The organism is Streptomyces sp. NPDC102270, from assembly GCF_044766405.1.
GTDB lineage: Bacteria > Actinomycetota > Actinomycetes > Streptomycetales > Streptomycetaceae > Streptomyces.
The window spans coordinates 140818-164037 of sequence record NZ_JBIWLX010000023.1 but is presented as its reverse complement, the minus strand read 5'-3'; the positions used below and the strand labels follow the sequence as shown (position 1 = coordinate 164037).

23 protein-coding genes and 1 pseudogene are annotated in these 23220 nt (G+C 72.1%); 8 read left to right on the top strand and 16 right to left on the bottom strand.

What is annotated here, in order from left to right:
• Window positions 1–394 precede the first annotated feature (394 nt).
• On the top strand, window positions 395–1162 hold the full coding sequence (locus tag ACIRP7_RS38690; protein WP_403669495.1) for an SCO3374 family protein: 768 nt from the start codon (window positions 395–397) through the stop codon (window positions 1160–1162).
• Window positions 1163–1196: 34 nt separating this feature from the next.
• On the opposite strand, the gene ACIRP7_RS38685 is transcribed toward ACIRP7_RS38690, so the two are convergent.
• The 11 genes and pseudogenes from ACIRP7_RS38685 to ACIRP7_RS38635 all read right to left on the bottom strand — a co-directional run bounded on the left by ACIRP7_RS38685 (window position 1197) and on the right by ACIRP7_RS38635 (window position 9563).
• Complete coding sequence (locus ACIRP7_RS38685; RefSeq protein WP_007383771.1) at window positions 1197–1532, bottom strand: Lsr2 family protein; 336 nt, start codon at window positions 1530–1532, stop codon at window positions 1197–1199.
• Between the two features lie 222 nt (window positions 1533–1754).
• The gene (locus tag ACIRP7_RS38680; RefSeq protein WP_403669493.1) at window positions 1755–2303 is read right to left on the bottom strand and encodes an amino-acid N-acetyltransferase; all 549 of its coding nucleotides are present in this window, start codon (window positions 2301–2303) and stop codon (window positions 1755–1757) included.
• Between the two features lie 9 nt (window positions 2304–2312).
• Window positions 2313–2705, bottom strand: a complete 393-nt coding sequence (locus ACIRP7_RS38675; protein WP_403669491.1) for a BlaI/MecI/CopY family transcriptional regulator — start codon at window positions 2703–2705, stop codon at window positions 2313–2315.
• A gap of 149 nt (window positions 2706–2854) precedes the next feature.
• The gene (locus ACIRP7_RS38670) at window positions 2855–3028 is read right to left on the bottom strand and encodes a hypothetical protein (protein ID WP_403669488.1); all 174 of its coding nucleotides are present in this window, start codon (window positions 3026–3028) and stop codon (window positions 2855–2857) included.
• A 58-nt stretch (window positions 3029–3086) separates the two neighbouring features.
• Window positions 3087–3779 (bottom strand): hypothetical protein, encoded by a 693-nt coding sequence (locus ACIRP7_RS38665; RefSeq protein ID WP_403669584.1) that lies wholly within the window; start codon window positions 3777–3779, stop codon window positions 3087–3089.
• Window positions 3780–3926: 147 nt separating this feature from the next.
• A pseudogene (locus ACIRP7_RS38660) lies at window positions 3927–4040 on the bottom strand (pantothenate kinase); the annotation flags it as partial.
• Window positions 4041–4146: 106 nt separating this feature from the next.
• On the bottom strand, window positions 4147–4944 hold the full coding sequence (locus ACIRP7_RS38655; protein WP_352387948.1) for a type III pantothenate kinase: 798 nt from the start codon (window positions 4942–4944) through the stop codon (window positions 4147–4149).
• Window positions 4945–4949: 5 nt separating this feature from the next.
• A complete protein-coding gene (nadC, locus tag ACIRP7_RS38650; protein ID WP_403669485.1) occupies window positions 4950–5933 on the bottom strand; it encodes a carboxylating nicotinate-nucleotide diphosphorylase in 984 nt (327 codons plus the stop codon).
• A 5-nt stretch (window positions 5934–5938) separates the two neighbouring features.
• A complete protein-coding gene (locus tag ACIRP7_RS38645) occupies window positions 5939–7648 on the bottom strand; it encodes an L-aspartate oxidase (protein ID WP_403669482.1) in 1710 nt (569 codons plus the stop codon).
• On the bottom strand, window positions 7645–8637 hold the full coding sequence (gene panC / locus ACIRP7_RS38640; RefSeq protein ID WP_403669479.1) for a pantoate--beta-alanine ligase: 993 nt from the start codon (window positions 8635–8637) through the stop codon (window positions 7645–7647). Before panC ends, ACIRP7_RS38645 begins: the two co-directional genes overlap by 4 nt.
• Window positions 8634–9563 (bottom strand): Rossmann-like and DUF2520 domain-containing protein, encoded by a 930-nt coding sequence (locus ACIRP7_RS38635; RefSeq protein WP_403669476.1) that lies wholly within the window; start codon window positions 9561–9563, stop codon window positions 8634–8636. Before ACIRP7_RS38635 ends, panC begins: the two co-directional genes overlap by 4 nt.
• 174 nt (window positions 9564–9737) lie before the next feature.
• Here ACIRP7_RS38635 and ACIRP7_RS38630 point away from each other — a divergent pair, with 174 nt between their 5' ends.
• Window positions 9738–10964: a threonine aldolase family protein gene (locus ACIRP7_RS38630; RefSeq protein WP_403669473.1), complete on the top strand. Its 1227-nt coding sequence runs from the start codon at window positions 9738–9740 to the stop codon at window positions 10962–10964.
• Between the two features lie 30 nt (window positions 10965–10994).
• On the opposite strand, the gene ACIRP7_RS38625 is transcribed toward ACIRP7_RS38630, so the two are convergent.
• A complete protein-coding gene (locus tag ACIRP7_RS38625; protein ID WP_403669471.1) occupies window positions 10995–11666 on the bottom strand; it encodes a response regulator in 672 nt (223 codons plus the stop codon).
• A gap of 81 nt (window positions 11667–11747) precedes the next feature.
• Window positions 11748–12950 carry a sensor histidine kinase gene (locus ACIRP7_RS38620; RefSeq protein WP_403669469.1) on the bottom strand — a complete coding sequence of 401 codons (1203 nt, stop codon included), beginning with the start codon at window positions 12948–12950 and terminating at the stop codon, window positions 11748–11750.
• Between the two features lie 118 nt (window positions 12951–13068).
• On the opposite strand from ACIRP7_RS38620, the gene ACIRP7_RS38615 reads away from it, so the two are divergent.
• Window positions 13069–14121 (top strand): SAM-dependent methyltransferase, encoded by a 1053-nt coding sequence (locus ACIRP7_RS38615; RefSeq protein ID WP_403669467.1) that lies wholly within the window; start codon window positions 13069–13071, stop codon window positions 14119–14121.
• Here the strand turns inward: ACIRP7_RS38615 and ACIRP7_RS38610 are convergent.
• Window positions 14086–15237, bottom strand: coding sequence for an NADH-quinone oxidoreductase subunit D (locus ACIRP7_RS38610; RefSeq protein ID WP_403669464.1), 1152 nt, complete (start codon window positions 15235–15237; stop codon window positions 14086–14088). The two genes, ACIRP7_RS38615 and ACIRP7_RS38610, sit on opposite strands and share 36 nt — an antisense overlap.
• Before the next feature lie 31 nt (window positions 15238–15268).
• Here ACIRP7_RS38610 and ACIRP7_RS38605 point away from each other — a divergent pair, with 31 nt between their 5' ends.
• Together ACIRP7_RS38605 and ACIRP7_RS38600 are read left to right on the top strand one after the other, a co-directional pair.
• Entirely contained in the window at window positions 15269–15772 is a 504-nt protein-coding gene (locus tag ACIRP7_RS38605; RefSeq protein ID WP_352387928.1) for a PH domain-containing protein, read from the top strand.
• On the top strand, window positions 15769–17112 hold the full coding sequence (locus tag ACIRP7_RS38600) for a PH domain-containing protein (protein WP_403669460.1): 1344 nt from the start codon (window positions 15769–15771) through the stop codon (window positions 17110–17112). The genes ACIRP7_RS38605 and ACIRP7_RS38600 overlap by 4 nt, the downstream gene beginning before the upstream one ends.
• 45 nt (window positions 17113–17157) lie before the next feature.
• Here the strand turns inward: ACIRP7_RS38600 and ACIRP7_RS38595 are convergent, their stop codons facing one another.
• Both ACIRP7_RS38595 and ACIRP7_RS38590 read right to left on the bottom strand, forming a co-directional pair.
• The gene (locus tag ACIRP7_RS38595; RefSeq protein WP_403669457.1) at window positions 17158–18402 is read right to left on the bottom strand and encodes a hypothetical protein; all 1245 of its coding nucleotides are present in this window, start codon (window positions 18400–18402) and stop codon (window positions 17158–17160) included.
• 129 nt (window positions 18403–18531) lie between these two features.
• Complete coding sequence (locus ACIRP7_RS38590; RefSeq protein WP_403669454.1) at window positions 18532–19674, bottom strand: alpha/beta hydrolase; 1143 nt, start codon at window positions 19672–19674, stop codon at window positions 18532–18534.
• A gap of 174 nt (window positions 19675–19848) precedes the next feature.
• Between ACIRP7_RS38590 and ACIRP7_RS38585 the strand changes: the two genes are divergently transcribed.
• The 3 genes from ACIRP7_RS38585 to ACIRP7_RS38575 are packed head-to-tail and all read left to right on the top strand — an operon-like array spanning window position 19849 to window position 23071.
• Window positions 19849–21660, top strand: a complete 1812-nt coding sequence (locus ACIRP7_RS38585; protein ID WP_403669581.1) for a phosphatidylglycerol lysyltransferase domain-containing protein — start codon at window positions 19849–19851, stop codon at window positions 21658–21660.
• Between the two features lie 50 nt (window positions 21661–21710).
• The gene (folP, locus tag ACIRP7_RS38580; RefSeq protein WP_403669451.1) at window positions 21711–22571 is read left to right on the top strand and encodes a dihydropteroate synthase; all 861 of its coding nucleotides are present in this window, start codon (window positions 21711–21713) and stop codon (window positions 22569–22571) included.
• Window positions 22568–23071, top strand: a complete 504-nt coding sequence (locus ACIRP7_RS38575) for a nuclear transport factor 2 family protein (protein WP_403669448.1) — start codon at window positions 22568–22570, stop codon at window positions 23069–23071. The genes folP and ACIRP7_RS38575 overlap by 4 nt, the downstream gene beginning before the upstream one ends.
• The last annotated feature ends 149 nt before the right edge of the window (window positions 23072–23220 follow it).

Below are 23220 nucleotides of genomic sequence, written 5' to 3'. Positions count from 1 at the left end.
GAACTTCCCCTCCCTGTCCTTCCGCAGCTTAGTCCCGCAAGCGGGGACCGCTCATTCCAACTGCCGACACCGTCGATGGCCTCCTGACCCCGAACGCCGACATCTGCTCCAACCCGATGGTGCGAGACGATGTTCCCGCAGGCCAGGCAGTTACCCCAGTCGCCAGTACGCCGATGGCGAACGTGAGACGGCCTTTCCTGCGTGTCGCCCCCTCCCACTAGGGATGTCTTACCCGCTCGGACCGACACTCCATGCCGTACGCCCCCCGTCCCTCCGCTACGGGCGAACAACCTTGTGCCACCCCGCACCCCCGCACGCCCCCTCTTCGGCCACTCTTCGCGCACGCCGGTACACCCAGCGTAACTCTCGCGCCCTTCCGGCGGTTGCACTCGGCATGGTCGCCAGCCACCTCCCTCCGGCCGCGGATCTCACCGCGGTCCCGCTCCCCCGACGACCGCCCGACGGGGCGGCCTCCGGCGACGATCCGGTCCGCCGCTGGTACGAGAACGAACTGGGCTGGCCCACGGTGCCCGCGAGCGCCCCCGAATCTCCCGTACGACTGCTTCTGGGGCTGCGCTTCGACGTCCTGGACATTCCGGCGCAGGCGGGTCGCGCGGCCCTGCGCCATCTCACCGAGGCCTCTCCGGTGGCGCTGCGGGGCGACCGCATGCGGCTCCTGGTGGCGGCGGGCAGCGCGGAGGAGTTGCCGGGCCTGCTGGACTGGCTGGAGTGGGGCACGCTGGAACTCGACCTGCGGGCGCTCGGCAGTGGCTGCATGATGCGGGCACCGCGTCCGCCGGAGCCCGCGGTGGGCACACCCGGGGAGGTGCCGTCGGGGCGGCCCGCGCGTCCGGGGCCCGGCGCGGCCGCATCCCTTGTCCCGCCCTCACACCCGGAGCCGGGCGGACTCGTGACCCGGCCGTCGCCGACGGAGGCGAGCGGGGTCACCGGAGGCCTGCGGCCTCACGCCCCGGGGCGCCCGGGCGCCCTGCAGGGGGCCGCCGTATGGCTGCGGCCCCCCGAGCCTGGGCGCGAGGTCGAGTCCTCGCTGCCGACCATGTCGGCGCTGGGGGGCGATGGGGGCGCCCCCGATCTCGTACGCGTCGTGAACACGGTGGCGACCCAGTGCCACCGGCTGCGGCTGCGGCGCGCTCGGGCATAAGCCTTCGCGGCCCCGGCCTTCATGGACCTTTCGATCAGGCGTTGGCCTTCTCGTAAGCCTCGCGAATGCTCGCCGGAACACGGCCGCGGTCATTGACCTCGTAACCGTTTTCCTTGGCCCAGGCGCGGATCTGAGCGGTGTCCTGGCTGCCGCCGGAAGCCGCCCGCGTCTTTCCGCGCCCGCCCGAAGCACGGCCTCCGGTGCGGCGACCGCCCTTCACGTACGGGTCGAGAAGGCCACGAAGCTTGTCCGCATTGGCGGTCGTGAGATCGATCTCGTACGTCTTGCCGTCCAACGCGAACGTGACGGTCTCGTCCGCCTCGCCGCCGTCGATGTCATCGACAAGAAGGACCTGAACCTTCTGTGCCACCGGATTTCCTTTCATCCAATACTTGAGGGCCGGGGGTCTGCGGCGTCCGCCGTTTCGCCGTCCCCTGTTATATGCAGTACTGCAGTACGTCGGAAAGCAAACCGCTTTTGCCTGAAAAACACAAACCCCCGGGAGAGACCGACAGGGGCCGCCCCGTCCGGAAACATGCGCGTTTCGGACATAGGGAACCTGGGCAGGGCCGAGCGGCGGAATCCTTGGCGATCACAGATGCAGAAGCATCCGACTGTTGCCCAAGGTGTTCGGTTTCACTCGTTCGAGACCGAGGAACTCTGCCACGCCTTCGTCATAGGAACGCAGCAGCTCCGCGTAGACATCGGTGTCAACGGGTGTCTCACCGATCTCGACGAAGCCGTGCTTGCCGAAGAAGTCCACTTCGAAGGTGAGACAGAAAACGCGGCGAACACCGAGCCAGCGGGCCGTCTGCAACAACTTCTCCAGCAACTGATGCCCGACGCCGGCACCCTTCAGCCCGGGCTTCACGGCGAGAGTGCGCACTTCCGCGAGGTCTTCCCACATGACATGCAGGGCGCCGAAGCCGACCAGCTCGGCGTTGTCGTCGCGCTCGGCGACCCAGAACTCCTGGATGTCCTCGTAAAGCGTCACCGTCGCTTTGTCGAGCAGGATGCGGTCGCGGACGTAGGTGTCGAGGAGACCACGGATGCCGGCGACATCGCTGGTGCGGGCCCGCCGGACCGTGATGGCTTTTGCGGTGACTTCGGGGTTCTCGGCGGAGGGACTCTTCGCGGACATGAGCGGACGCTATCGCCCGCCGTCCCGCGATGCGGAGTCGGGGTTCTCCACGGACGGCCCCTCGACCATCCGTACGGCGTCCTGCAGTGCCAGTCGCTGTTCCTCGCTCATCATCCCGAAGAAGGCGACGAGAGCGGCGGCGGGGTTGTCACTCTGGGACCAGGCGTCGTTCATGAGTGCGGCGGCGTAGGCGGCCCGTGTGGAGACCGCCTCATATCGATAGGCCCGGCCTTCCGCCTCACGGCGCACCCAGCCCTTCTGATGGAGATTGTCCAAAACGGTCATCACCGTGGTGTAGGCGATGGACCGTTCCTGCCGAAGGTCTTCCAGGACTTCTCGAACGGTGACCGGGCGGTTCCACTTCCACACCCGCGTCATGACCGCGTCTTCGAGTTCTCCCAATGGGCGAGGCACAGCTCAGCACAATAGTGGGAGATCCGGCTATCGGCGTGACGGACGTGCTCTTTCGACGTCAAACAGCAACAAAAAGGGCGTACGACTCCGAAAGCGCGGTGGCTCGGAGAGTCGTACGCCGATGAGGGCGCGGCAGGTCAGTCGGCCTGCTTGGTCGTCTTGGTCGCCTCCGCGCGCGCGAGCGCTGCGTCGACGGCCGCGTCCTCCTTGGCCTTGTTGGCCCCGCCCTGGGTCTTCACGATCACCCGGATCAGGCCGATGAAGAACACGGCCATGACGACCGGGGGCACGAGCGCGGAGACATAGTCCATGCGTCCAGGGTAGCCACGCACGCACGGACAACCCGGGCGGGGTGCGGACTGTGCCGTGTCAGCCCGCGGCCAGGTGCTGGGGCGGGTTCGACGGGGGTTGGGCCGGCTTGCGGCGCGGGAAGACCTCGCCCGGGGTGGGGATGGGGCGGGAGGGCTTCGGGGCGGCGGGGGCCGGTTTCTCCGCGGGCTTCACCGGGTGCTTGGCCGGCTCCTTCCGCGGTGCGCGCTGCGGCTCCTTGGCGTCCTGTTCCGCAGGAGCGCCCAGGACGCCCCCACGAGGGACACCGGACGGGCCTGCGGCCAGGCCCCCGGGCAGCGCCAGGAGGCGCGTACGGGAGGCGGGGACCACCGGGGCCACCGGGGCGCGCCGGGTGCTCGTGGCGCCCGCGAGACGGGCTCGCACGTCCCGTTCGGCCAGCATCTGGCAGCGAATCAGCAGCGCCGCCGCGACGGGGTTGCCGCGCAGCGCCCGGAGGGCGGCGAGATCGTCGGGGTCGGGCCGGTACCCGGCGCCCAGCGCCTCCTCCAGCAGGGTGAGGTAACCGGCGGCGGTGCCGGGCAGTGCGGCGCGGTACCGGGCGAGGTCGGCCACCAGGAAGGCACGCAGCCGGGCCCCCTCGCGCACCGCCTCGTCGAGGGACTCGGCGAGGCGGTGGCAGTCCTTGATGTCCTCGGCCGAGGCAGGGGCGGGGTGAAGGGCGAGGGCGAGAGCGCGGCGGAGCACACGCAGCTCCTCCACGCCGAACGCCATGCCGCCGCGGGATCCGTATGGCGTGGGCATGCGGCGACAGTACGCGCTAATCAGACAAACTCGTCATAGCGGACGGGTGTGGCGTGAGGAGGCCACCCGCCCGGACGCGCGGCGGCCGGGAAGCGGGGCCGCCGGACAGCCGGGCAGTCACATGCGGGACACGTTCCGCTCGTACACCAGCCGCAGCCCCACCAGGGTCAGCCAGGGCTCGTGCTCGTCGATCACCGACGACTCCCCCAGCACCATCGGCGCGAGCCCGCCAAACTCGTCATAGCGGACGGGTGTGGCGTGAGGAGGCCACCCGCCCGGACGCGCGGCGGCCGCGGAGCGGGGCGGCCGGACAGCCGGGCCTCCGGCCGCCGGGCAGTCACATGCGGGACACGTTCCGCTCGTACACCAGCCGCAGCCCCACCAGGGTCAGCCAGGGTTCGTGCTCGTCGATCACGGACGACTCCCCCAGCACCATCGGCGCGAGCCCGCCCGTGGCGATCACCGTCACCTCGTCCGGGTCCTGCGCGAGCTCCCGGGCCATCCGGCCCACCACGCCGTCGACCTGTCCGGCGAAGCCGTACACGATCCCGGACTGCATCGCCTCGACCGTGTTCTTCCCGATCACGCTCCGGGGCCGGGCCACCTCGATCTTCCGCAGCTGCGCCCCCTTCACACCGAGCGCCTCCACGGAGATCTCGATACCGGGCGCGATGACCCCGCCGACGTACTCCCCGCGCGCGGACACCGCGTCGAACGTCGTCGCCGTACCGAAGTCCACGACGATGGCCGGTCCGCCGAACAGTTCGACGGCCGCCACCGCGTTGATGATCCGGTCCGCGCCGACCTCCTTGGGGTTGTCGGTGAGGATCGGCACCCCCGTCTTGACCCCCGGCTCGACCAGCACGGCCGGCACGTCGCCGTAGTAGCGGCGCGTCACCTCGCGCAGCTCGTGCAGCACGGACGGCACGGTCGCGCAGATCGCGATCCCGTCGATGCCGTCGCCCAGTTCGTCCCCGAGGAGCGGATGCATGCCCATCAGGCCCTGCAACAGGACCGCCAGCTCGTCCGCCGTCCGGCGCGCGTCCGTGGAGATCCGCCAGTGCTCGACGATGTCCTCGCCGTCGAACAGCCCGAGGACGGTGTGCGTGTTGCCTACGTCGATCGTGAGGAGCATCGCGACTACTCCGCCTCGCGCAGATCGAGACCGATGTCGAGGATCGGCGAGGAGTGGGTGAGCGCCCCGACGGCGAGGTAGTCGACGCCGGTGTCGGCGTACGCGCGCGCATTCGCGAGCGTCAGCCGCCCCGAGGCCTCCAGCGCGGCCCGGCCGTCCACGAGCGCCACCGCCTCCTCGCACTCGCCGGGCGTGAAGTTGTCCAGCAGGATCAGGTCGGCGCCCGCGTCCATGACCTCCCGCAGCTGGTGCAGGGTGTCGACCTCGACCTCGATCGGCACGTCCGGGAAGGCCTCCCGGACGGCCTTGAAGGCCTGGGCGACGCCACCGGCGGCGACCACGTGGTTGTCCTTGACCAGCGCCGCGTCGGACAGCGACATCCGGTGGTTGACCCCGCCCCCGCAGCGCACCGCGAACTTCTCCAGCGACCGGAGCCCGGGGGTCGTCTTGCGGGTGTCCCGCACGCGTGCCTTGGTGCCCTCCAGAGCGTCCGCCCACGCGCGCGTGGCGGTCGCGATGCCGGAGAGCCGGCACAGCAGGTTCAGGGCGCTGCGCTCGGCGGTGAGGAGGTCACGCGTGCGGGTGGTGACCGACAGGAGCTTCTGCCCGACCTCCACCCGGTCGCCGTCCTCGACGTGCCGCTCGACCTCGAACTCGTCCTCGCAGACCACCGAGACGACCGCCTCGGCGACCCGGAGGCCGGCCACGACGCCCGCCTCGCGCGCGACGAAGTCGGCGGTGGCGACGGCGTCCTCGGGGATGGTCGCGACGGTCGTCACGTCCACGCCGTGGTCGAGGTCCTCCTGGATGGCGACGTTGGCGATGTCCTCGACCTCCACGGGGTCGAGCCCGGCGTCGGCCAGGAGCTGCGCGAGCGCGGGGTCGAGCCCGCATTCCAGGTATTCCTCGTCGCCGCCGTCGGCGGTGCCACAGGCACAGCCGTCGCCGCAGCCGCCGGACGGGGCGAGGGGAAGGTGGTCGGTGCTCACTGGTGTCACTGCTCCTGAGGGTGCTGCCGGGTCGGGGGGAAGTCTGCGGTATCGGTGGTGCGTACGGCGAGGGTCCGGTCCGGATTCAGCTGTACGACGATGTGGCGGCGCCATGCCGTGTCGTCCCGGTCCGGCTTGTCCTCGCGCCAGTGGCAGCCGCGCGTCTCCTCGCGCTGCAGGGCCGCGGCGGTCAGGACACGGGCCACGCACAGGAGGTTGGTGGCCTCCCAGGTGTCGACGCCGGGTTCGGCCGTCTTGCCGTTCTCGGCGAGGGCGTCCCGGGCGTCGGTGTGCAGCCGCTGCAACTGGTCGGCGGCCGTGGCGAGGGACTCGGCGGAGCGCAGTACGCCCGCGCCCCGGGTCATGATCCGCTGGATCGCGAACCGTGTCTCGGGGGCGAGCAGCGGGTGCGCGGGCCTCTCGGACCGCTCGACGGGGGCGGGCACGCGCGCATGGAGGCCGGCGCGGCTCCCCGTGATGTCGGCGGCGATGCGCTCGGCGTAGACCAGACCCTCCAGGAGGGAGTTGGAGGCGAGCCGGTTCGCGCCGTGCACACCGGTGCAGGCGACCTCGCCGCACGCGTACAGGCCCGGGACGGTCGTACGGCCCCGGGAGTCGGTGCGCACGCCGCCGGAGGCGTAGTGGGCGGCCGGTGCGATCGGGATGGGCTCGGTGACCGGGTCGATGCCGTGGGCGCGGCAGGCGGCGAGGATCGTCGGGAAGCGGTGCTCCCACATGTCGGCGCCGAAGTGCCGGGCGTCGAGGAACATGTGCTCGGCGTCCTGCTCCTGCATGCGCCGTGTGATGCCCTTGGCGACGATGTCGCGGGGCGCCAGCTCGGCCAGTTCGTGCTGCCCGGTCATGAAGCGCACGCCGTCGGCGTCGACCAGGTGGGCGCCCTCGCCGCGCACGGCCTCGGAGACGAGCGGCTGCTGTCCCTCGGCGTCCGGGCCGAGGAACAGCACAGTGGGGTGGAACTGCACGAACTCCAGGTCGCTGACCTCGGCGCCCGCGCGCAGGGCGAGCGCGACGCCGTCGCCGGTGGACACGGACGGGTTGGTGGTCGCGGAGAACACCTGGCCCATGCCGCCGGTCGCGAGGACGACGGCGGGGGCGTGCACGGCACCCACGCCGTCGTGCTGGCCCTCGCCCATGACGTGCAGGGTGACGCCCGCGGTGCGGCCGTCGGCGTCGGTCAGCAGGTCGAGCACGAGCGCGTTCTCGATCGTGCGCAGTCCCCGCGCGCGTACGGCCTCGACGAGTGCCCGGGAGATCTCCGCGCCGGTGGCGTCACCGCCCGCGTGCGCGATGCGGCGGCGGTGGTGGCCGCCCTCGCGGGTGAGCTCCAGGTCGCCCGCCTCGGACTCGTCGAAGTGCGCGCCCGTCTCGATCAGGCGGCGTACGGCGTCGGGTCCCTCGGTGACGAGGATGCGGACGGCTTCCTCGTCGCACAGTCCCACGCCAGCGACCAGCGTGTCGTCCAGGTGCTGTTCGGGGGTGTCGCCCTCGCCGAGGGCCGCGGCGATGCCGCCCTGCGCCCAGCGGGTGGAGCCGTCGTCCAGGCGGGCCTTGGTGACGACGACGGTCCTCAGCCCCCCGGCCTCGCAGCGCAGGGCCGCGGTGAGGCCGGCGACGCCGGAGCCGACGACCACGACGTCCGCGTCGATGGACCACCCGGGGGCGGGGGCGTGCAGTCGTATGCCTGTGCTGGTCACGCGGCGGCTCCGAAGGTCAGGGGGATGTTGTCGATCAGCCGGGTCGTCCCCACCCGGGCGGCGACGGCGAGGACGGCCTCGCCGGTGAAGTCGTCCCCGATCTCGGTGAAGTCGGACGGGTCGACGAGCGCGAGGTAGTCCAGGGCGAGCGGCGGGTCCTGGCGCGCGGCGTCGTCGAGGATCAGGCGGGCGGCCGCGCGGACGGCCGAGGGGGCTCCGGGCAGGGCCTTCGCGACCGCGTGCGCGTCGGCGGCCGCGCGGGACTCGCCGAGGGCGCTCAGGGCCTCGGCACGCGCGTGGGTGGCGGGCACTTCGCGGGCCCGGGCGCGCAGCGCCTCCTGTGCCGCGTGCCGGTCGCGGCCGGCGAACAGGGCGCGGGAGAGCGCGAGTGCCGTGCGCCGTTCCCGCGGGCCGAGGTAGCGGTTGCGGCTGGAGAGGGCCAGGCCGTCGTCCTCGCGCACGGTGGGCACGCCGACGATCTCGACGCCGAAGTTCAGGTCGCGCACCATCCGGCGGATCAGGGCGAGCTGCTGGGCGTCCTTCTGGCCGTAGAGGGCGATGTCGGGGCGGGTGAGGTGGAGCAGTTTGGCGACGACGGTGAGCATGCCGTCGAAGTGGCCGGGGCGTGAGGCGCCCTCCAGGCGCTCCCCCATCGGGCCCGCGCTGATGCGCACCTGGGGCTCGCCGCCGGGGTAGACCTCGTCGACGGAGGGCGCGAAGACGGCGTCCGCGCCGGCGGCCTCGGCGATCTTGAGATCGGCGTCCAGGGTGCGCGGGTAACGGTCGAGGTCCTCGCCCGCACCGAACTGGAGGGGGTTCACGAAGACCGTGACCACGACCTCGCCGTCCGGCCCGGCGATCTCGCGCGCGGTGCGGATCAGCGTGGCGTGGCCCTCGTGCAGGGCGCCCATGGTCATCACGACGGCCCGGCGGCCCACGCGCGTGCGTGCGTGCAGTTCACCGGCGGTGCGCAGCAGGGTCGTGGTCATCGGGCGTCTCCCTCGGCACCGTTGGTCCCGGTGGCGAGTACCCCGAGGAGGTCCTCGGCGAGCTCCGGCTTGAGCAGGCCGTGGGCGAGCGCCCGGTCGGCGGTCGCGCGGGCCATCGCCAGATACCCGGCGACGGTCTGCGGGGCGTGCTCGCGCAGTTCCGTGATGTGCGCGGCGACGGTGCCGGCGTCCCCGCGCGCGACGGGTCCGGTCAGGGCCGCGTCGCCGGAGCGCAGGGCGTTGTCGAGGGCGGCGCCGAGCAGCGGGCCGAGCATCCGGTCGGGTGCCTCGACACCGGCCGAGCGCAGCAGCTCCATGGCCTGGGCGACCAGCGTGACCAGGTGGTTGGCGCCGAGGGCGAGGGCCGCGTGGTAGAGCGGGCGCATCTCCTCGTCGATCCACTCGGGCTCGCCGCCCATCTCGATGACGAGGGCCTCGGCGGCCAGCCGCAGTTCCTCGGGGGCGGTGACGCCGAAGGAGCAGCCCGCGAGGCGCTGGACGTCCACGGGGGTGCCCGTGAAGGTCATCGCCGGGTGCAGGGCCAGCGGCAGCGCTCCCGCGCGCAGGGCGGGGTCCAGGACTTTCGCGCCGTAGCGCCCGGAGGTGTGCACGAGCAGTTGCCCCGGCCGTACCGCACCGGTCTCGGCGAGGCCCTCGACGAGACCGGGCAGGGTGTCGTCGGGGACGGTGAGCAGCACCAGGTCGGCGCGCTGCAGGACGTCCGCGGGGGTGACCAGCGGGACGTCCGGGAGCATGAGCGCGGCCCGCCGCCTGGAGGCGTCGGAGACTCCGGAGACGGCCACCGGACGGTGTCCGGCGAGCTGGAGGGACGCGGCGAGCGTCGGCCCCACCCGGCCGGCGCCGACGACGCCGACGGTGAGCCGCGCGGGGCGGTCCTTGCTGTCTGGCTGTTGGACTGTAGTCACGCGACGGCGGCCTTCCCGTTCCAGTCCGCATCTGGGTACCGGACGATTTCTCGTCATGTTAACGCGATCGGTTCGAGGGGCGTCCGGTTGTCCACAGGCTGTGGGTTTCCGTGTGGGCCGGGGAGCGCGAAAACCCGGGTGCCCGCGCCCGGGGCCCCACGAGATGATCCGCGCATGAGTGACACAGCGGAGCAGAGCGCGGAGCAGGCGGCGGACGAGGCCCGGTCGGAGCGGCTCACGGAGGAGGAACGGCTCCTGCGCCGCCGCGCACGGCGCATCAGCGCCTACCACAGCGCAGGGCGCACACTGGCGCGTCTGGGACTGCTCGCGCCCCTCCGCGAGCGCCTGGCACTGCTCGACGAGGCGCACACGCTCTACGATCTGGACGAGCCGGGCGACCTCTACGGGAACGGCATCGTCGAGGCCCTGGAGGAGAAGGTCGCAGGACTCCTCGGCAAGGAGGCGGCCGCCTTCTTCCCGACCGGCACGATGGCCCAGCAGGTGGCGCTGCGCTGCTGGGCGGGCCGTACCGGCAACCCCACCGTCGCCCTGCACGCCCTGGCCCACCCCGAGGTGCACGAGCGCGACGCGTTCAGGGAGGTCTCCGGTCTGCGCCCGGTCCGTGTGACGAGCGAACCGCGGCAGCCCACGGCCGACGAGATACGCGGCTTCGAGGAGCCCTTCGGGGCGCTGATGCTGGAACTGCCCCTGAGGGACGCCGGTTTCGTGCTGCCCACCTGGGAGGAGCTCACCGAGGTCGTGGAGGCGGCACGGGAGCGGGACGCGGTGGTGCACTTCGACGGGGCACGCCTGTGGGAGACCACCGTCCACTTCGGCCGCCCCCTGGCCGAGATCGCGGACCTCGCGGACAGCGTCTATGTGTCGTTCTACAAGTCCTTCCAGGCCTTCGGCGGAGCCGCCCTCGCCGGCCCCAGAGCCCTGGTCGAGGAGGCGAAGACCTGGCGGCACCGCTACGGCGGCGCGGTCTTCCAGCAGTTCCCGACCGCCCTGTCGGCCCTCGCCGGCCTGGAACACGAACTGCCCCACCTGCCCGAGTACGTGACCCACGCGCGCGTGGTGGCCGCCGCGCTGCGCGAGGGGTTCGCGCAGGCCGGGGTGCCGTGGGCGCGGGTCCACCCCGAGGTGCCGCACACGTTCGACTTCCAGGTCTGGCTGCCGTACGGCGTCGACGAGCTCTCCGAGGCGGCGATCCGGCAGTCGGAGGAGACGGGGACAGCCCTGTTCGTCCAGCCCTGGGACGCGAAGGGCCCGGGCCTGTCCATGACCGAGGTCTACGTCCGTGCCGCCGCCCTGGAGTGGACGGCGGCCGATGTGAAGGCGGCGGCCGCCGACTTCGTCGCCCGGCTGCGGGAGGTCGGCGGCCAGGAGGCCGGCGGCTAGGGAGTCGGCGGCCCGTGTCCGGGCTGTGTCTCAGGCCTGGCCGCCCGCGCGCACCAGCCCCGTCTCGTAGGCGAGGACCACCACCTGCACCCGGTCCCTGAGGCCGAGCTTGGTCAGGATGCGGCCGACGTGGGTCTTCACCGTCGCCTCCGACAGCACCAGCCGGGCCGCGATCTCGCCGTTGGAGAGGCCCTGCGCGACGAGCACCATGACCTCGCGTTCGCGGCCGGTGAGCCGCTCCAGCTCCTTGTGCTGGGGCTCCTTGCCGGTGGCGGGCAGCATCGGCGCGAACCGGTCGAGCAGGCGCCGGGTCGTCGAGGGGGCGACCACGGCGTCACCGCTGTGCACCGAGCGGATCGCGGTGAGCAGTTCGCCGGGGGGCACGTCCTTGAGCATGAAGCCGGAGGCGCCCGCCTTCAGCCCGGAGAAGGCGTACTCGTCGAGGTCGAAGGTGGTCAGGATCAGCACCTTCGGCGGGTCGGGCTCCGAGCAGATGCGGCGGGTGGCCTCCACACCGTCGAGCTTGGGCATGCGCACATCCATCAGGACCACGTCCACGGCGGTCGAGCGCAGCACCTGGAGGGCCTCCACGCCGTCGCCCGCCTCCGCGACGACCTCCATGTCCGGCTGGGCTGCGAGCACCATCCGGAACCCGGTGCGCAGCAGCACCTGGTCGTCGACGAGCATCACGCGGATCGTCATCGGGCCTCTTCCGTTTCCTCGGGGTCGTACGGCGGGTCGCCAGGGGGCGTGACAGGTGTCAACAGGGGGCGTGCGTGGGTGTCAGTGCGCTGGTTTGAGCGGCAGCAGCGCACTGATGCGGAATCCTCCGCCGGGGCGGGGGCCCGCGTCCAGGGTGCCGCCGACCATGCCGACGCGCTCGCGCATGCCGATCAGGCCGTGGCCGGCTCCATCGGCGCCGCCCTCCTCGTACAGCTCGTGCGGGGCGCCCTTGCCGTCGTCCTCGACGAGCAGGCCGAGACCGTCGTCGAAGTAGACCAGGCGCACGCTCGCGCCCGCGTTCGGGCCGCCGTGCTTGCGCGTGTTCGTGAGCGCCTCCTGCACGATGCGGTACGCGGTGAGCTCGACGCCGCTGGGCAGCGGCCGCGGCGTGCCCTCGATCTTGAAGTCGACGGGGAGCCCGGAGCCGCGGCACTGCTCGACGAGGTCCTCGATCTGCTCGACGTCGGGCTGCGGGACGTACTCGCCGCCCTCCTGGTGCTCGCCGGTGCGCAGCACGCCCAGCAGGCGGCGCATCTCGGCGAGCGCCTGGCGGCCGGTGGAGGAGATGGTCTCCAGGGCCTTCTTGGCCTGGTCGGGCGCGGCGTCGAGGACATAGGCGGCGCCGTCGGCCTGGACGACCATGACCGACACGTTGTGCGCGACGACGTCGTGCAGTTCGCGGGCGATCCGGGCGCGCTCGGCGGCGACGGCGACCTTGGCCTGTGCCTCGCGCTCCTTCTCTAGGCGGGCGTTGCGCTCCTCGAGCTGCGCGAAGTAGGCGCGGCGGGTGCGGATCGAGTCGCCGAGGACCCAGGCCAGGGCGAAGGGCACGGCCTGGAAGACCATGAGGGCGACATTGCCGAGGCCGCTGGTGTTCTCGTTCCACCAGCGCATCTGCGCCACGGGAGCGGCGCACAGGCCGACCGTCAGCGCCAGCCGGGAGGCCCAGCGGGTACCCGTGGCGGCCACGGTGTAGACGATCACCAGGAAGGCGAAGTCGGCGGGCGTGGTCTCCACGTCCAGCACGACCTGCGCGAGACCGAGCCCAATGGCCAGCAGCAGCATCCGCTCCGGCATACGCCTGCGCAGCGCTGTCACCAGGCACAGCAGCAGGACGATCGGAATGATCGCCAGGGGGGACTCGGTCCCCCGGGACTCCCCACGGGTGGTTTCGCTCGCGAGCGAGATCCCGAGCAGGAAGACGGCCCAGAAGACGTCGACCCCTGTCGGGTGCCTGCGGAGGAAGTCATAGAGGCGTTGCACGTAACCCAGCGTAGGGAAGCGGGATGTGTGCAGGGGTCAACCGGAGGACCGATCCGTACCGCTCGCGCGTACTCCCCAAGGTGGAGGCCCCGTTCCCCGGTGCGCCTAGCCTGACGACGTGACCGATGACACGACGGGCGGCTGGACCGGCTGGCGGGCCGCCACCGAGGCCGCGCTCTACGGCCCGGAGGGCTTCTATCGCAGGCCGGAGGGGCCCGCCGGACACTTCCGTACGTCCGTGCACACCTCCCCGTTGTTCGCACGGGCCGTGGCCCGGCTGCTGTGCAGCCTCGACGAGGCGCTGGGCCGGCCCGCCCGGCTCGACTTCGTCGACATGGCCGCGGGGCGGGGCGAGTTGGCCACCGGTGTCCTCGCCGCGCTCCCCGCCGAGGTGACCACACGCACGCGCGTGTACGCCGTCGAGGTCGCCGACCGCCCGGCCGCCCTCGATCACCGGATCGAGTGGCTGTCCGAGCCGCCGAAGAACATCACGGGGCTGCTGTTCGCCAACGAATGGCTGGACAACGTACCCGTGGAGATCGCCGAGACGGACTCCTCGGGCGTACCTCGACGGGTGCTCGTACGACGCGACGGCCGCGAGCGTCTCGGGGAACCCGTGGCCGGTGCGGAGGCCGAGTGGCTGGACCGGTGGTGGCCGCTGCCGGCCGAGGAGGGACTGCGGGCCGAGATCGGCCTGCCCAGGGACGAGGCGTGGGCGTCGGCGGTCGCCACGGTGGAGCGGGGGCTCGCGGTCGCCGTCGACTACGCCCACACGGCGTCCTCGCGCCCCCTCTTCGGGACGCTCAGCGGCTTCCGGGACGGGCGCGAGACGGCACCCGTACCGGACGGGTCGTGCGACCTCACGGCCCATGTGGCGCTGGACGCGTGCGCACTGGCCGGAGGGCGCGTGCGGAGCCAGCGCTATGCCCTGCGCACCCTGGGCATCGCGGGCGCACGCCCCTCGCTCTCGCTGGCGTCCACGCACCCCGCGGAGTACTTGCGCTCCCTCGCGCGCGCCGGAGAGGCCGCCGAGCTCACCGCGGCGGGCGGGCTCGGCGACTTCGGCTGGCTGCTCCAGCCGGTGGATCTGCGCGTCGGTTTTCCGGACGCATCCCCGCGCGACCCGCTCGCGGACCTACTTGTCGATGTCCCCGACCACGAAGAACAGTGAGCCCAGGATCGCCACCATGTCCGCGACCAGCGTGCCCGGCAGCAGCTCGACCAGCGCCTGGATGTTGTTGTACGACGCCGAGCGCAGCTTCAGCCGGTACGGGGTCTTCTCGCCCTTGCTGACGAGGTAGTAGCCGTTGATGCCGAGCGGGTTCTCGGTCCACGCGTACGTGTGCCCCTCGGGCGCCTTGAGGACCTTGGGCAGGCGCTGGTTGATCGGCCCGGGCGGCAGCTCGGCCAGCCGGTCGAGGCAGGCGTCGGCGAGGTCGAGGGCGTTGTGGGTCTGCTCCAGGAGGACCTCGAAGCGGGCGAGGCAGTCGCCCTCCTGGCGGGTCACCACCTTCAGGGTGTCCTGGAACTCCCCGTAGGCGAGGTACGGCTCGTCGCGGCGCAGGTCGAAGTCGACGCCCGAGGCGCGCGCGACGGGCCCGCTGACGCCGTACGCGTGGACGGCCTCGGGCGCGAGGACGCCCACGTCCCGGGTGCGGCCCCGGAAGATCTCGTTGCCGAGCACCAGGTCGTCGAAGCGGTCCATGCGCGAGCGCACGGCGGAGACCGCGGCCCGCGCGCGTGTGCTCCAGCCGGCCGGAAGATCCTCCTTGAGGCCGCCGACGCGGTTGAACATGTAGTGCATCCGGCCGCCGGAGACCTCCTCCATGACGTTCTGGAGGACCTCCCGCTCCCGGAACGCGTAGAAGACCGGGGTGATGCCGCCGAGCTCCAGCGGATACGAGCCCAGGAACATCAGGTGGTTCAGCACCCGGTTGAGCTCGGCGAGCAGCGTGCGCGTCCACACCGCGCGCGTGGGGACCTCCATGCCGAGCATCCGCTCCACGGCGAGGACCACGCCCAGCTCGTTGGAGAAGGCCGACAGCCAGTCGTGGCGGTTGGCGAGCATGATGATCTGGCGGTAGTCGCGCGCCTCGAAGAGCTTCTCCGCGCCACGGTGCATGTAGCCGATCACCGGCTCCGCGCTCAGGATGCGCTCGCCGTCCAGGACCAGCCTCAGGCGCAGGACGCCATGGGTGGACGGGTGCTGCGGTCCGATGTTCAGCACCATGTCGGTGCTCTCCGCGGCGCCGCCGATGCCGACCGTGGTCTCCGTCGTAGGAGTCATGGACACAGTCTCTCCTACGTACGCTGGCCCCATGGAGACGGGGAGCGGGCACGACACTGAGGTCGCCGGCGACGAACCGGTGTGGACCGGGCTGCCGCGGGGGCTGCTGCGGATGCGGCGGCTGTTGCTGGTGGTGTGGCTGGGACTGCTCGCGGTGGCCCTGGGGCTGCTGCTCGGGCTGTTGTGCGGGCCCGTGTGGGCGGGCTTCGCACTGTTGCCGCTCGCCCTGATGGGCTGGGGCTGGGTGCTGCTCGGCCGCAACTGGCGCTCCTGGCGCTATGCCGAGCGCGCCGACGACCTGCTGATCAGCCGGGGCGTGCTGTGGCGCGAGGAGACCGTCGTGCCGTACGGCCGCATGCAGCTGGTGGAGGTCACCTCCGGGCCGGTGGAGCGGCACTTCGGGCTGGCCAGCGTCCAGTTGCACACCGCCGCCGCAGCGACCGACGCGACCATCCCCGGTCTCGTCCCGGCCGAGGCGGAGCGGCTGCGCGACCGGCTCACCGAACTCGGCGAGGCCCGATCGGCGGGCCTGTGACAGCGCCGGGCGTCGACGACGCCGTAGCGGAGAAGCCGGAGCAGGAACCCGTCACCGAGCGGCGGCTGCATCCCATAACGCCGCTCAGGCGGGCATGGGCGCCGGTCGCCGTCGTCATCGGGTGGGCCGTGCACGACCCCGACCAGGCGCAGCGCCAGCTGACCCGGCTGACGACCACCACGCTGCTGATCGCCCTCGCCGTCATCGTCCCGGCCGCCGCCCTGTACGGCTTTCTCACCTGGTGGTTCACCCACTTCGCGGTGACCGACAGCGAACTGCGCATAAGGACCGGCCTGTTGTTCCGGCGCACCGCGCACATCCGGCTGGAGCGGATCCAGGCGATCGACGTCACCCAGCCGCTCCTCGCGCGCGTGGCGGGTGTCGCCAAGCTCCGGCTGGACGTCGTCGGCACCGACAAGAAGGACGAACTGGCCCTCCTCGGGGAGGGCGAGGCGCGGGACCTGCGCGCGGAACTCCTCGCGCGCGCCGCCGGGTTCGCCCCCGAGACCGCGCACGAGGTCGGCGAGGCACCGGCGCGCGAGCTGATGCGCACGCCGCCACGTGATCTGGCGCTCTCCCTCGTGCTGACGGGCGCCACCTGGGGCACGCTGGTCGCCACCCTCGTCGTTCCGTCGCTGCTGTGGATGGCCACCCACAGCCTGTGGACGGTCCTCGCGACCGCCGTACCGCTGCTCGGCGCGGCGGGGGCGAGCAGCGTGGGGCGGTTCGTCACCGAGTACGACTGGACGGTGGGCGAGTCCCCGGACGGGCTGCGCATCGACCACGGCCTCCTGGACCGCACCCACGAGACGGTGCCGCCGGGGCGCGTGCAGACCGTACGGATCGTGGAGCCGCTGCTGTGGCGGCGGCGCGGGTGGGTGCGCGTCGAGCTGGACGTCGCGGGGTCGTCCAACTCCGTGCTGGTGCCGGTCGCCCCGCGCGAGGTCGCCGAGGCGGTCGTCGCGCGTGTGCTGCCGGGGGTGACCGTGCCCCCGCTGCAGGCGCTGTCGCGGCCCCCGCGGCGGGCCCGCTGGTGCGTGCCGCTGTGGTGGCGCGGCTACGGACTCGCCGTCACGGACGCGGTGTTCGCCTCCCGTCAGGGGCTGCTGCGCCGGCGCCTGTCGCTCGTCCCGCACGCGAAGGTCCAGAGCGTACGGCTCACGCAGGGGCCCTGGGAGCGGCTGTGGCGGGTCGCCGACGTGCAGGTGGACACGGGAGCCAACAAGACCGTCACGGCCCGCCTGCGGGACGCCCAGGAGGCCGCGGAGCTGCTCGGGGCGCAGGCGGAGCGGTCACGGACGGGACGGAGAGGGGCACGGCCCGACCGCTGGATGGTCTGACCGTGCCCCGCGAGCATCTGTACGTCCGTCAGGAGACCGCGTCCGTCAGGAGACCGCGCTGCGCAGTCCCTGTACGTCGATCTGTTCCGTCTCGTCGTGGGCCGTCAGGTCGATGACCTGGCCGACGCCCCGCGACTCCTCGCCGGCCGGCTTGAACTCGGCCTCCGCCTCGGCCTTGTGCAGGGCGAGGGCCTCCTGGCCGACGACGTCGGCGAGGTCCTCGTTCTGCACGGCCTCCAGGGCGTCCCGCGAGGCCCCCGACTTGGTGCCGAAGAAGTCGAACCCGCCCTCGACCCGCGGGCGTCGCACGGGAGCCGCGGGTGCGACCGCCACGGCGGTCGGCGCTATGAAGTGCCCGGCGGGCCGCTGCTGCGGCTGGGCGGCGGCTCTCGCCGTGGTGGTGGCGGCCGCACGCTCATGCACGTCGGCCGCCTCGGGCTTCCCCCGCGCCTCGTCCTCCTGCGCGGCCTCCGCCTCGGTGCCGGCGGGTTCCGCCGCGGCGGAACCGGCGTTCGCCGACTGCCCCTTGTCGACCTCGGGATCGGCGTCGTCCTTGGCCTTCGTCCCGATGGCCCCGTCGCCGCCCTCGTCGAGCCGCTTCAGCGCCGCGTTCGCCCGCAGGAACAACCGGGACCCCTCCGGGGAGAAGATCGCGGGCCGCTCCGGCTTCTCCTCGGAAGCCTCCGAAACCTCCGCGGTCTCCACGGCCTCCGAAGCCTCCACCCCGTCCGCGGCCTCCACGGCATCCGAAGCTTCCGTCTCGGGCCCGTCCTCGGCAGCCACCGCCACGGTCTGCGCGTCGGCCGGCTCCGCCGGCGGCAGCGCACGTGCCGGGGCGGCCTCTATCTCCAGCAGCCGGCGGCCCTCCAGGGCGCTCGCACGCTCGGTCTCCGCCGTGGCGTACCGCCGCAGCAGCGCCGCGTGTTCGTTGCGCAGGCCCGCCAGCTCCGCGCGCTTGGCCCGCAGCCGCTGCTCCAGCTTGACGCGCAGCTCCCGCGACTCCTCGAGATCGGTCTCGAGTTCGGCGACCCGCTCCTCGTGCCGCCACTCGTCGCTCGCACGCGCGCGTGTGAGGTCGGCGACCTGCTTGCCCGCCTGCGCGTCCCAACGGCGCATGACGGCCGCCCCGACGACCGCGACCGCCGCGGCGAACGCGGCTATGACGCGCAGCACGGCCTGTTGCGAGAACACCCAGGGGCCGAAGGCGCAGACGAGGGAGACGCCTGCGATCGCCGACGGAGGCAGCAGCCTGTGCAGAGGCGGGGAATGGCGGTGACGTCCACGTGGCATGGCCAGAAACTTACCGCGAGTAGGCGAACCATGGTGCCCCGCCCCATAAAAACACCGCCACCCCGCTGCCTTCACACGACATCAGGAATCCGAAGAGCCACCGAATTCCGCCTATTGATCACTCATCGCTCACTCGTCGCTCGCCGATCGGCCACTCAGCCGCTCACTGACCCACTCCAGGGTCGCCGGGATCTCGCGCCGCCAGGTGTTGAAGTTGTGCCCGCCGCTTTCGAGGATGATCGACGAGATGCGGGTCGTTTCCGTCGCCTTCACCCGCTCGATGAACTTCAACGTCTCCTTGTAGTTCGCCTCGCCCACCCTGCTGCTGCTGACGAGCAGTGAGGTGTCGGGGGCGGGCAGGTGCTTGAGGCACCACCACAGGTCGGCCCGGCCGCGCAGTGTCTTGTCGCCGTGGAACAGGTCGCCCGTGGTGGCGTCGACGGGCGCCTTGTAGTACGGGGACAGGCCCGCCCCCGCGGCGTACACCTTGGGGTGGTGCATGGCGAGCTTGAGCGCGCAGTAGCCGCCCGTGGAGTCCCCGATGATTCCCCAGCTCCCCGGTTCCGTGCGCACCCGGTAGTGCGCGGTCACCGCTTCGGGAAGGTCCTTCGCGAAGAACGACTCGGTCTGCGGACCGTCCGGAACGTCCGCGCACTCGGTGTCGCGCGGCGGCGCCACCGTCGGCCGCAGCATCACCAGGATCATCGGCTGCATACGGCCGTCCTTGGCGAGTTCCAGAGCCGTGCGCGGATAGTGGAGTTTGTCCACCAGCGCTCTCGCGGTGCCCGGATAACCGGTGAGCACGACGGCGGCCGGGAAGGTACGCGTTTGATAGCGCGCCTGGAAATACTCCGGCGGCAGATAGACGTACGCGGGACTGGCGATGTGGCTCGTGGGGCCGACGATGTCGACCTTCTGTATCTGCCCGACCGACGACGGCCGAAAGCCGCCCCTGCCGGGCACGTCCCCTATCTCGGTCACCTTCAGGGGCCCGCTCGACCGGACGCCCGGGGTGTGGTCGACCACCACGCCCTGGTCGGTCTCCTGGCCGAACAGGTCGGCCCAGGAGGCGTAGAACCCGAAGGCATGGTTGGCGGCGAGGCCCGCCGAGACGAAGAGCATGAACTGCGTCGCGAGCAGCAGCCCGATGCGGCCGCCGACGGACCGCCAGCCGCGGCGCGCCAGTCGTGGCCAGAGCCACACCGTGCCGGCGAACAGCGCCATGGCGGCCAAAACCGTCGCCACCAGCGTGTTGTTGCTCGTGAGACCCATTGCTTGCTTTCGCTTTCCTCGGCCTTTGAAACGGCTTTGAGGAGGTGAGTGAACCTCTCCTCCCGAGACACCGTCCTAGAGGGCGCAATGTCGCCGGATGCCCGAATCGGAGCTCCGGATCCAGAGTCACTCGCAGAACCATGGGATGCGATGTCTGTCAGGACAGATGAGGAAATGTCGGGCGGGGTTCCGATCCGATCAACACGGTTGCGGCGTGCACTGCACGGACCGCGCCCCGAGGCTGTCCCCGTCCTCGTCGCCAGAGCCTGCGCGCTCGTGGGCCTTCTGGACGTCGCCGCCGGCGTCTTCCCGCGCTTCCGGCACAGCCGTATGCACACCATGGCCGAGGTACTGCCCGGTGCGCTCGGCCCGTTCGCGGCCGCGCTCTCGCTCAGCACCGGCGTGCTGTTGCTGCTGCTCGCCCACGGCCTCAGGCGGCACAAGCGCCGAGCCTGGCGGGCGGCCGTGGTGCTGCTGCCGGCGGGCGCACTGGCGCAGTTCACGTACCGCCACTCCCTCGTCGGGGCGGCCATCTCGCTCGCCCTGCTGGCCCCGCTGCTGCGCCACCGCGACCAGTTCAGGGCACTGCCCGACCCGCGCAGCCGCTGGCGCGCACTCGCCAACTTCGTACTCATGGGCGCCGGTTCCCTCGTCCTCGGGCTGATCATCGTCAGCGCCCATCCGAACCGCATGGTCGGAAACCCGAGCCTGGCCGATCGCATCACGCACGTCCTGTACGGCCTCTTCGGCTTCGAAGGCCCGGTCGACTACCAGGGCGACACCTCGTGGACCGTCGGCGCCTCCCTGGGCGCCCTGGGCCTGCTCACGGCGATCACGACGATCTACCTCGCCTTCCGTCCCGAGCACCCCGCCGCACAGCTCACCGAGGAGGACGAGTCCCGCCTCAGGGCGCTCCTGGCCAAGCACGGCGGCCGCGACTCCCTCGGCCACTTCGCGCTGCGCCGCGACAAGGCCGTCGTCTTCTCGCCCAGCGGGAAGGCGGCGGTGACCTACCGCGTCGTGTCCGGGGTGATGCTCGCCAGCGGCGACCCGATCGGTGACGTGGAGGCCTGGCCGGGTGCCATCGAGCGCTTCATGGACGAGGCCAGGGCGCACTCCTGGACGCCCGCCGTCATGGGCTGCTCGGAGACCGGCGGCGAGGTCTGGACCCGCGAGACCGGCCTGGACGCCCTCGAACTGGGCGACGAGGCGGTGGTGGACGTCGCGGATTTCTCGCTCGCCGGCCGCGCGATGCGCAATGTCCGCCAGATGGTCAAGCGCATCGAGCGGGCCGGTTACGAGACCCGCGTACGGCGCGTCCGTGACCTCGGGCAGACGGAGCTGGAGCGGGTGAGGCAGGCCGCCGAAGACTGGCGCGGCACCGACACCGAGCGCGGCTTCTCGATGGCCCTGGGCCGCATCGGCGACCTCGCCGACGGCGACTGCCTCATCGCCACCGCCCACAAGGCCGACGACCAGCCCGGTCCCTACGGCGATCTCAAGGCGATCCTGCACTTCGTTCCGTGGGGCGCGGACGGCGTCTCCCTGGACCTGATGCGGCGGGACCGCTCGGCGGACCCCGGCATGAACGAACTGCTCATCGTGGCGGCCCTCCAAGCGGCCCCGAAGCTCGGCATCACGCGCGTGTCCCTCAACTTCGCGATGTTCCGCGCGGCGCTGGCACGCGGCGAGAAGATCGGCGCGGGGCCGGTGCTGCGCGCCTGGCGGGGCCTGCTGGTGTTCCTGTCCCGCTGGTTCCAGATCGAGTCGCTGTACAAGTTCAACGCGAAGTTCCAGCCTCGCTGGGAGCCCCGCTTCGTCGTGTACCGGGCCTCCGGAGACCTGCCGCGCATCGGCTTCGCCGCCATGCAGGCCGAGGGCTTCGTCAACCTCGCCCTCCCGCTGCCGCGCTTCCTGCGCCGCCGCACGCACACCGCACGCGCGTGTGCCCACGCGGTCGCGGAACGGGACGTCAGAGCGGCCTGACCCGCAGGCCGCGCGGTACCCCCGCTCCCTGCTGGGCCTAGGCTGAACGCATGAGCAAGCAGAGCGGACGCGGGCGCGTCGCCGGCCTTCCCCCTTGGGACCGCTGCGCGGTCATGGGAGTCGTGAACGTCACCCCCGACTCCTTCTCCGACGGCGGCCGCTGGTTCGACACCGCGGCCGCCGTCAAGCACGGCCTCGCCCTCGTCGAGGAGGGTGCCGACCTCGTCGACGTCGGCGGCGAGTCCACCCGCCCCGGCGCCACCCGTGTCGACGAGGCCGAGGAACTCCGGCGCGTCATCCCCGTCGTCCGCGGCCTCGCCGCCGAGGGCGTCACCGTCTCCGTCGACACCATGCGCGCCCGTGTCGCCGAACAGGCGCTCGCCGCCGGCGCGGCCCTCGTCAACGACGTCAGCGGTGGCCTCGCCGACCCCGCGATGATCCCGGTCGTCGCCGACGCGGGCGCCCCCTTCGTCGTCATGCACTGGCGCGGCTTCCTGGAGGGCGGCAACGTCAGGGGCGTCTACGCCGATGTCGTCGCCGAGGTCGTCGACGAACTCCGCGCGCGCGTGGACGCCGTCCTCGCGGGCGGCATCTCCCCCGACCGTGTGATCGTCGACCCGGGGCTCGGCTTCTCCAAGGACGCCGAGCACGACCTGGTCCTCCTCTCCCACCTCGACCGCCTGCTCGGCCTCGGCCACCCCTTGCTCGTCGCCGCCTCCCGCAAGCGCTTCCTCGGCCGTGTCCTCGCCGGGCCCGAGGGCGCCCCCCCGCCCGCGCGCGAGCGCGACGCCGCCACGGCCGCCGTCTCCGCCCTCGCCGCACACGCCGGCGCGTGGGCGGTGCGGGTGCACGAAGTGCGTGCCACGGCCGACGCGGTGCGAGTCGCCCGTGCCGTGGAGGGAGCCCGGTGAGCGCCCCCCACACCGACGTGGAACAGGTGGAAGCCGCCAACACCGCCTTCTACGAGGCGCTGGAGCGCGGCGACTTCGAGGAGCTGTCCTCGTTCTGGCTCACCCCTGCCGACCTGGGCGTCGACGAGACCTACCACGACCCGGCGGACGTCGGCGTGGTCTCCTGCGTGCACCCCGGCTGGCCCGTGCTGACCGGGCGCGGCGAGGTCCTGAGGTCGTACGCGCTGATCATGGCGAACACGGACTACATCCAGTTCTTCCTCACGGACGTGCACGTCTCCGTGACCGGCGACACCGCCCTGGTGACCTGCACCGAGAACATCCTCAGCGGTGGCCCGGCGCCCGAGGGCGGCGAGGAGCTCGGCCCGCTCGTCGGGCAACTGGTGGTCGCCACGAACGTGTTCCGCCGCACCTCGGAGGGCTGGAAGATGTGGTCCCACCACGCCTCGCCGGTGCTGGCCGAGAACGGCGAGGCCGAGGACGAGGAAACTCCTTCCTGACCCGCCCGGACCAAGAAGTGGTTGGGATCACGACCCCCCGGGTATGGGCGGCTACCAGCCTGTGAGCAGTGGTCCCGTGGCCCGGCCCTGTCAGTGCTCGCAGGTAGATTCGTTCGAGGCCGGGGTACCGCCCGCACACGGTACGGACC

Excerpts from the sequence above, each read along its gene's own strand:
- ACIRP7_RS38690 (WP_403669495.1), top strand. The coding sequence starts at position 395 with ATGGTCGCCAGCCACCTCCCTCCGGCCGCGGATCTCACCGCGGTCCCG.
- ACIRP7_RS38680 (WP_403669493.1), bottom strand. The coding sequence starts at position 2,303 with ATGTCCGCGAAGAGTCCCTCCGCCGAGAACCCCGAAGTCACCGCAAAA.
- ACIRP7_RS38670 (WP_403669488.1), bottom strand. The coding sequence starts at position 3,028 with ATGGACTATGTCTCCGCGCTCGTGCCCCCGGTCGTCATGGCCGTGTTC.
- ACIRP7_RS38665 (WP_403669584.1), bottom strand. The coding sequence starts at position 3,779 with ATGGCGTTCGGCGTGGAGGAGCTGCGTGTGCTCCGCCGCGCTCTCGCC.
- ACIRP7_RS38655 (WP_352387948.1), bottom strand. The coding sequence starts at position 4,944 with ATGCTCCTCACGATCGACGTAGGCAACACGCACACCGTCCTCGGGCTG.
- panC (WP_403669479.1), bottom strand. The coding sequence starts at position 8,637 with ATGACCACGACCCTGCTGCGCACCGCCGGTGAACTGCACGCACGCACG.
- ACIRP7_RS38630 (WP_403669473.1), top strand. The coding sequence starts at position 9,738 with ATGAGTGACACAGCGGAGCAGAGCGCGGAGCAGGCGGCGGACGAGGCC.
- ACIRP7_RS38625 (WP_403669471.1), bottom strand. The coding sequence starts at position 11,666 with ATGACGATCCGCGTGATGCTCGTCGACGACCAGGTGCTGCTGCGCACC.
- ACIRP7_RS38610 (WP_403669464.1), bottom strand. The coding sequence starts at position 15,237 with ATGACTCCTACGACGGAGACCACGGTCGGCATCGGCGGCGCCGCGGAG.
- ACIRP7_RS38605 (WP_352387928.1), top strand. The coding sequence starts at position 15,269 with ATGGAGACGGGGAGCGGGCACGACACTGAGGTCGCCGGCGACGAACCG.
- ACIRP7_RS38595 (WP_403669457.1), bottom strand. The coding sequence starts at position 18,402 with ATGCCACGTGGACGTCACCGCCATTCCCCGCCTCTGCACAGGCTGCTG.
- ACIRP7_RS38590 (WP_403669454.1), bottom strand. The coding sequence starts at position 19,674 with ATGGGTCTCACGAGCAACAACACGCTGGTGGCGACGGTTTTGGCCGCC.
- ACIRP7_RS38585 (WP_403669581.1), top strand. The coding sequence starts at position 19,849 with ATGTCGGGCGGGGTTCCGATCCGATCAACACGGTTGCGGCGTGCACTG.
- folP (WP_403669451.1), top strand. The coding sequence starts at position 21,711 with ATGAGCAAGCAGAGCGGACGCGGGCGCGTCGCCGGCCTTCCCCCTTGG.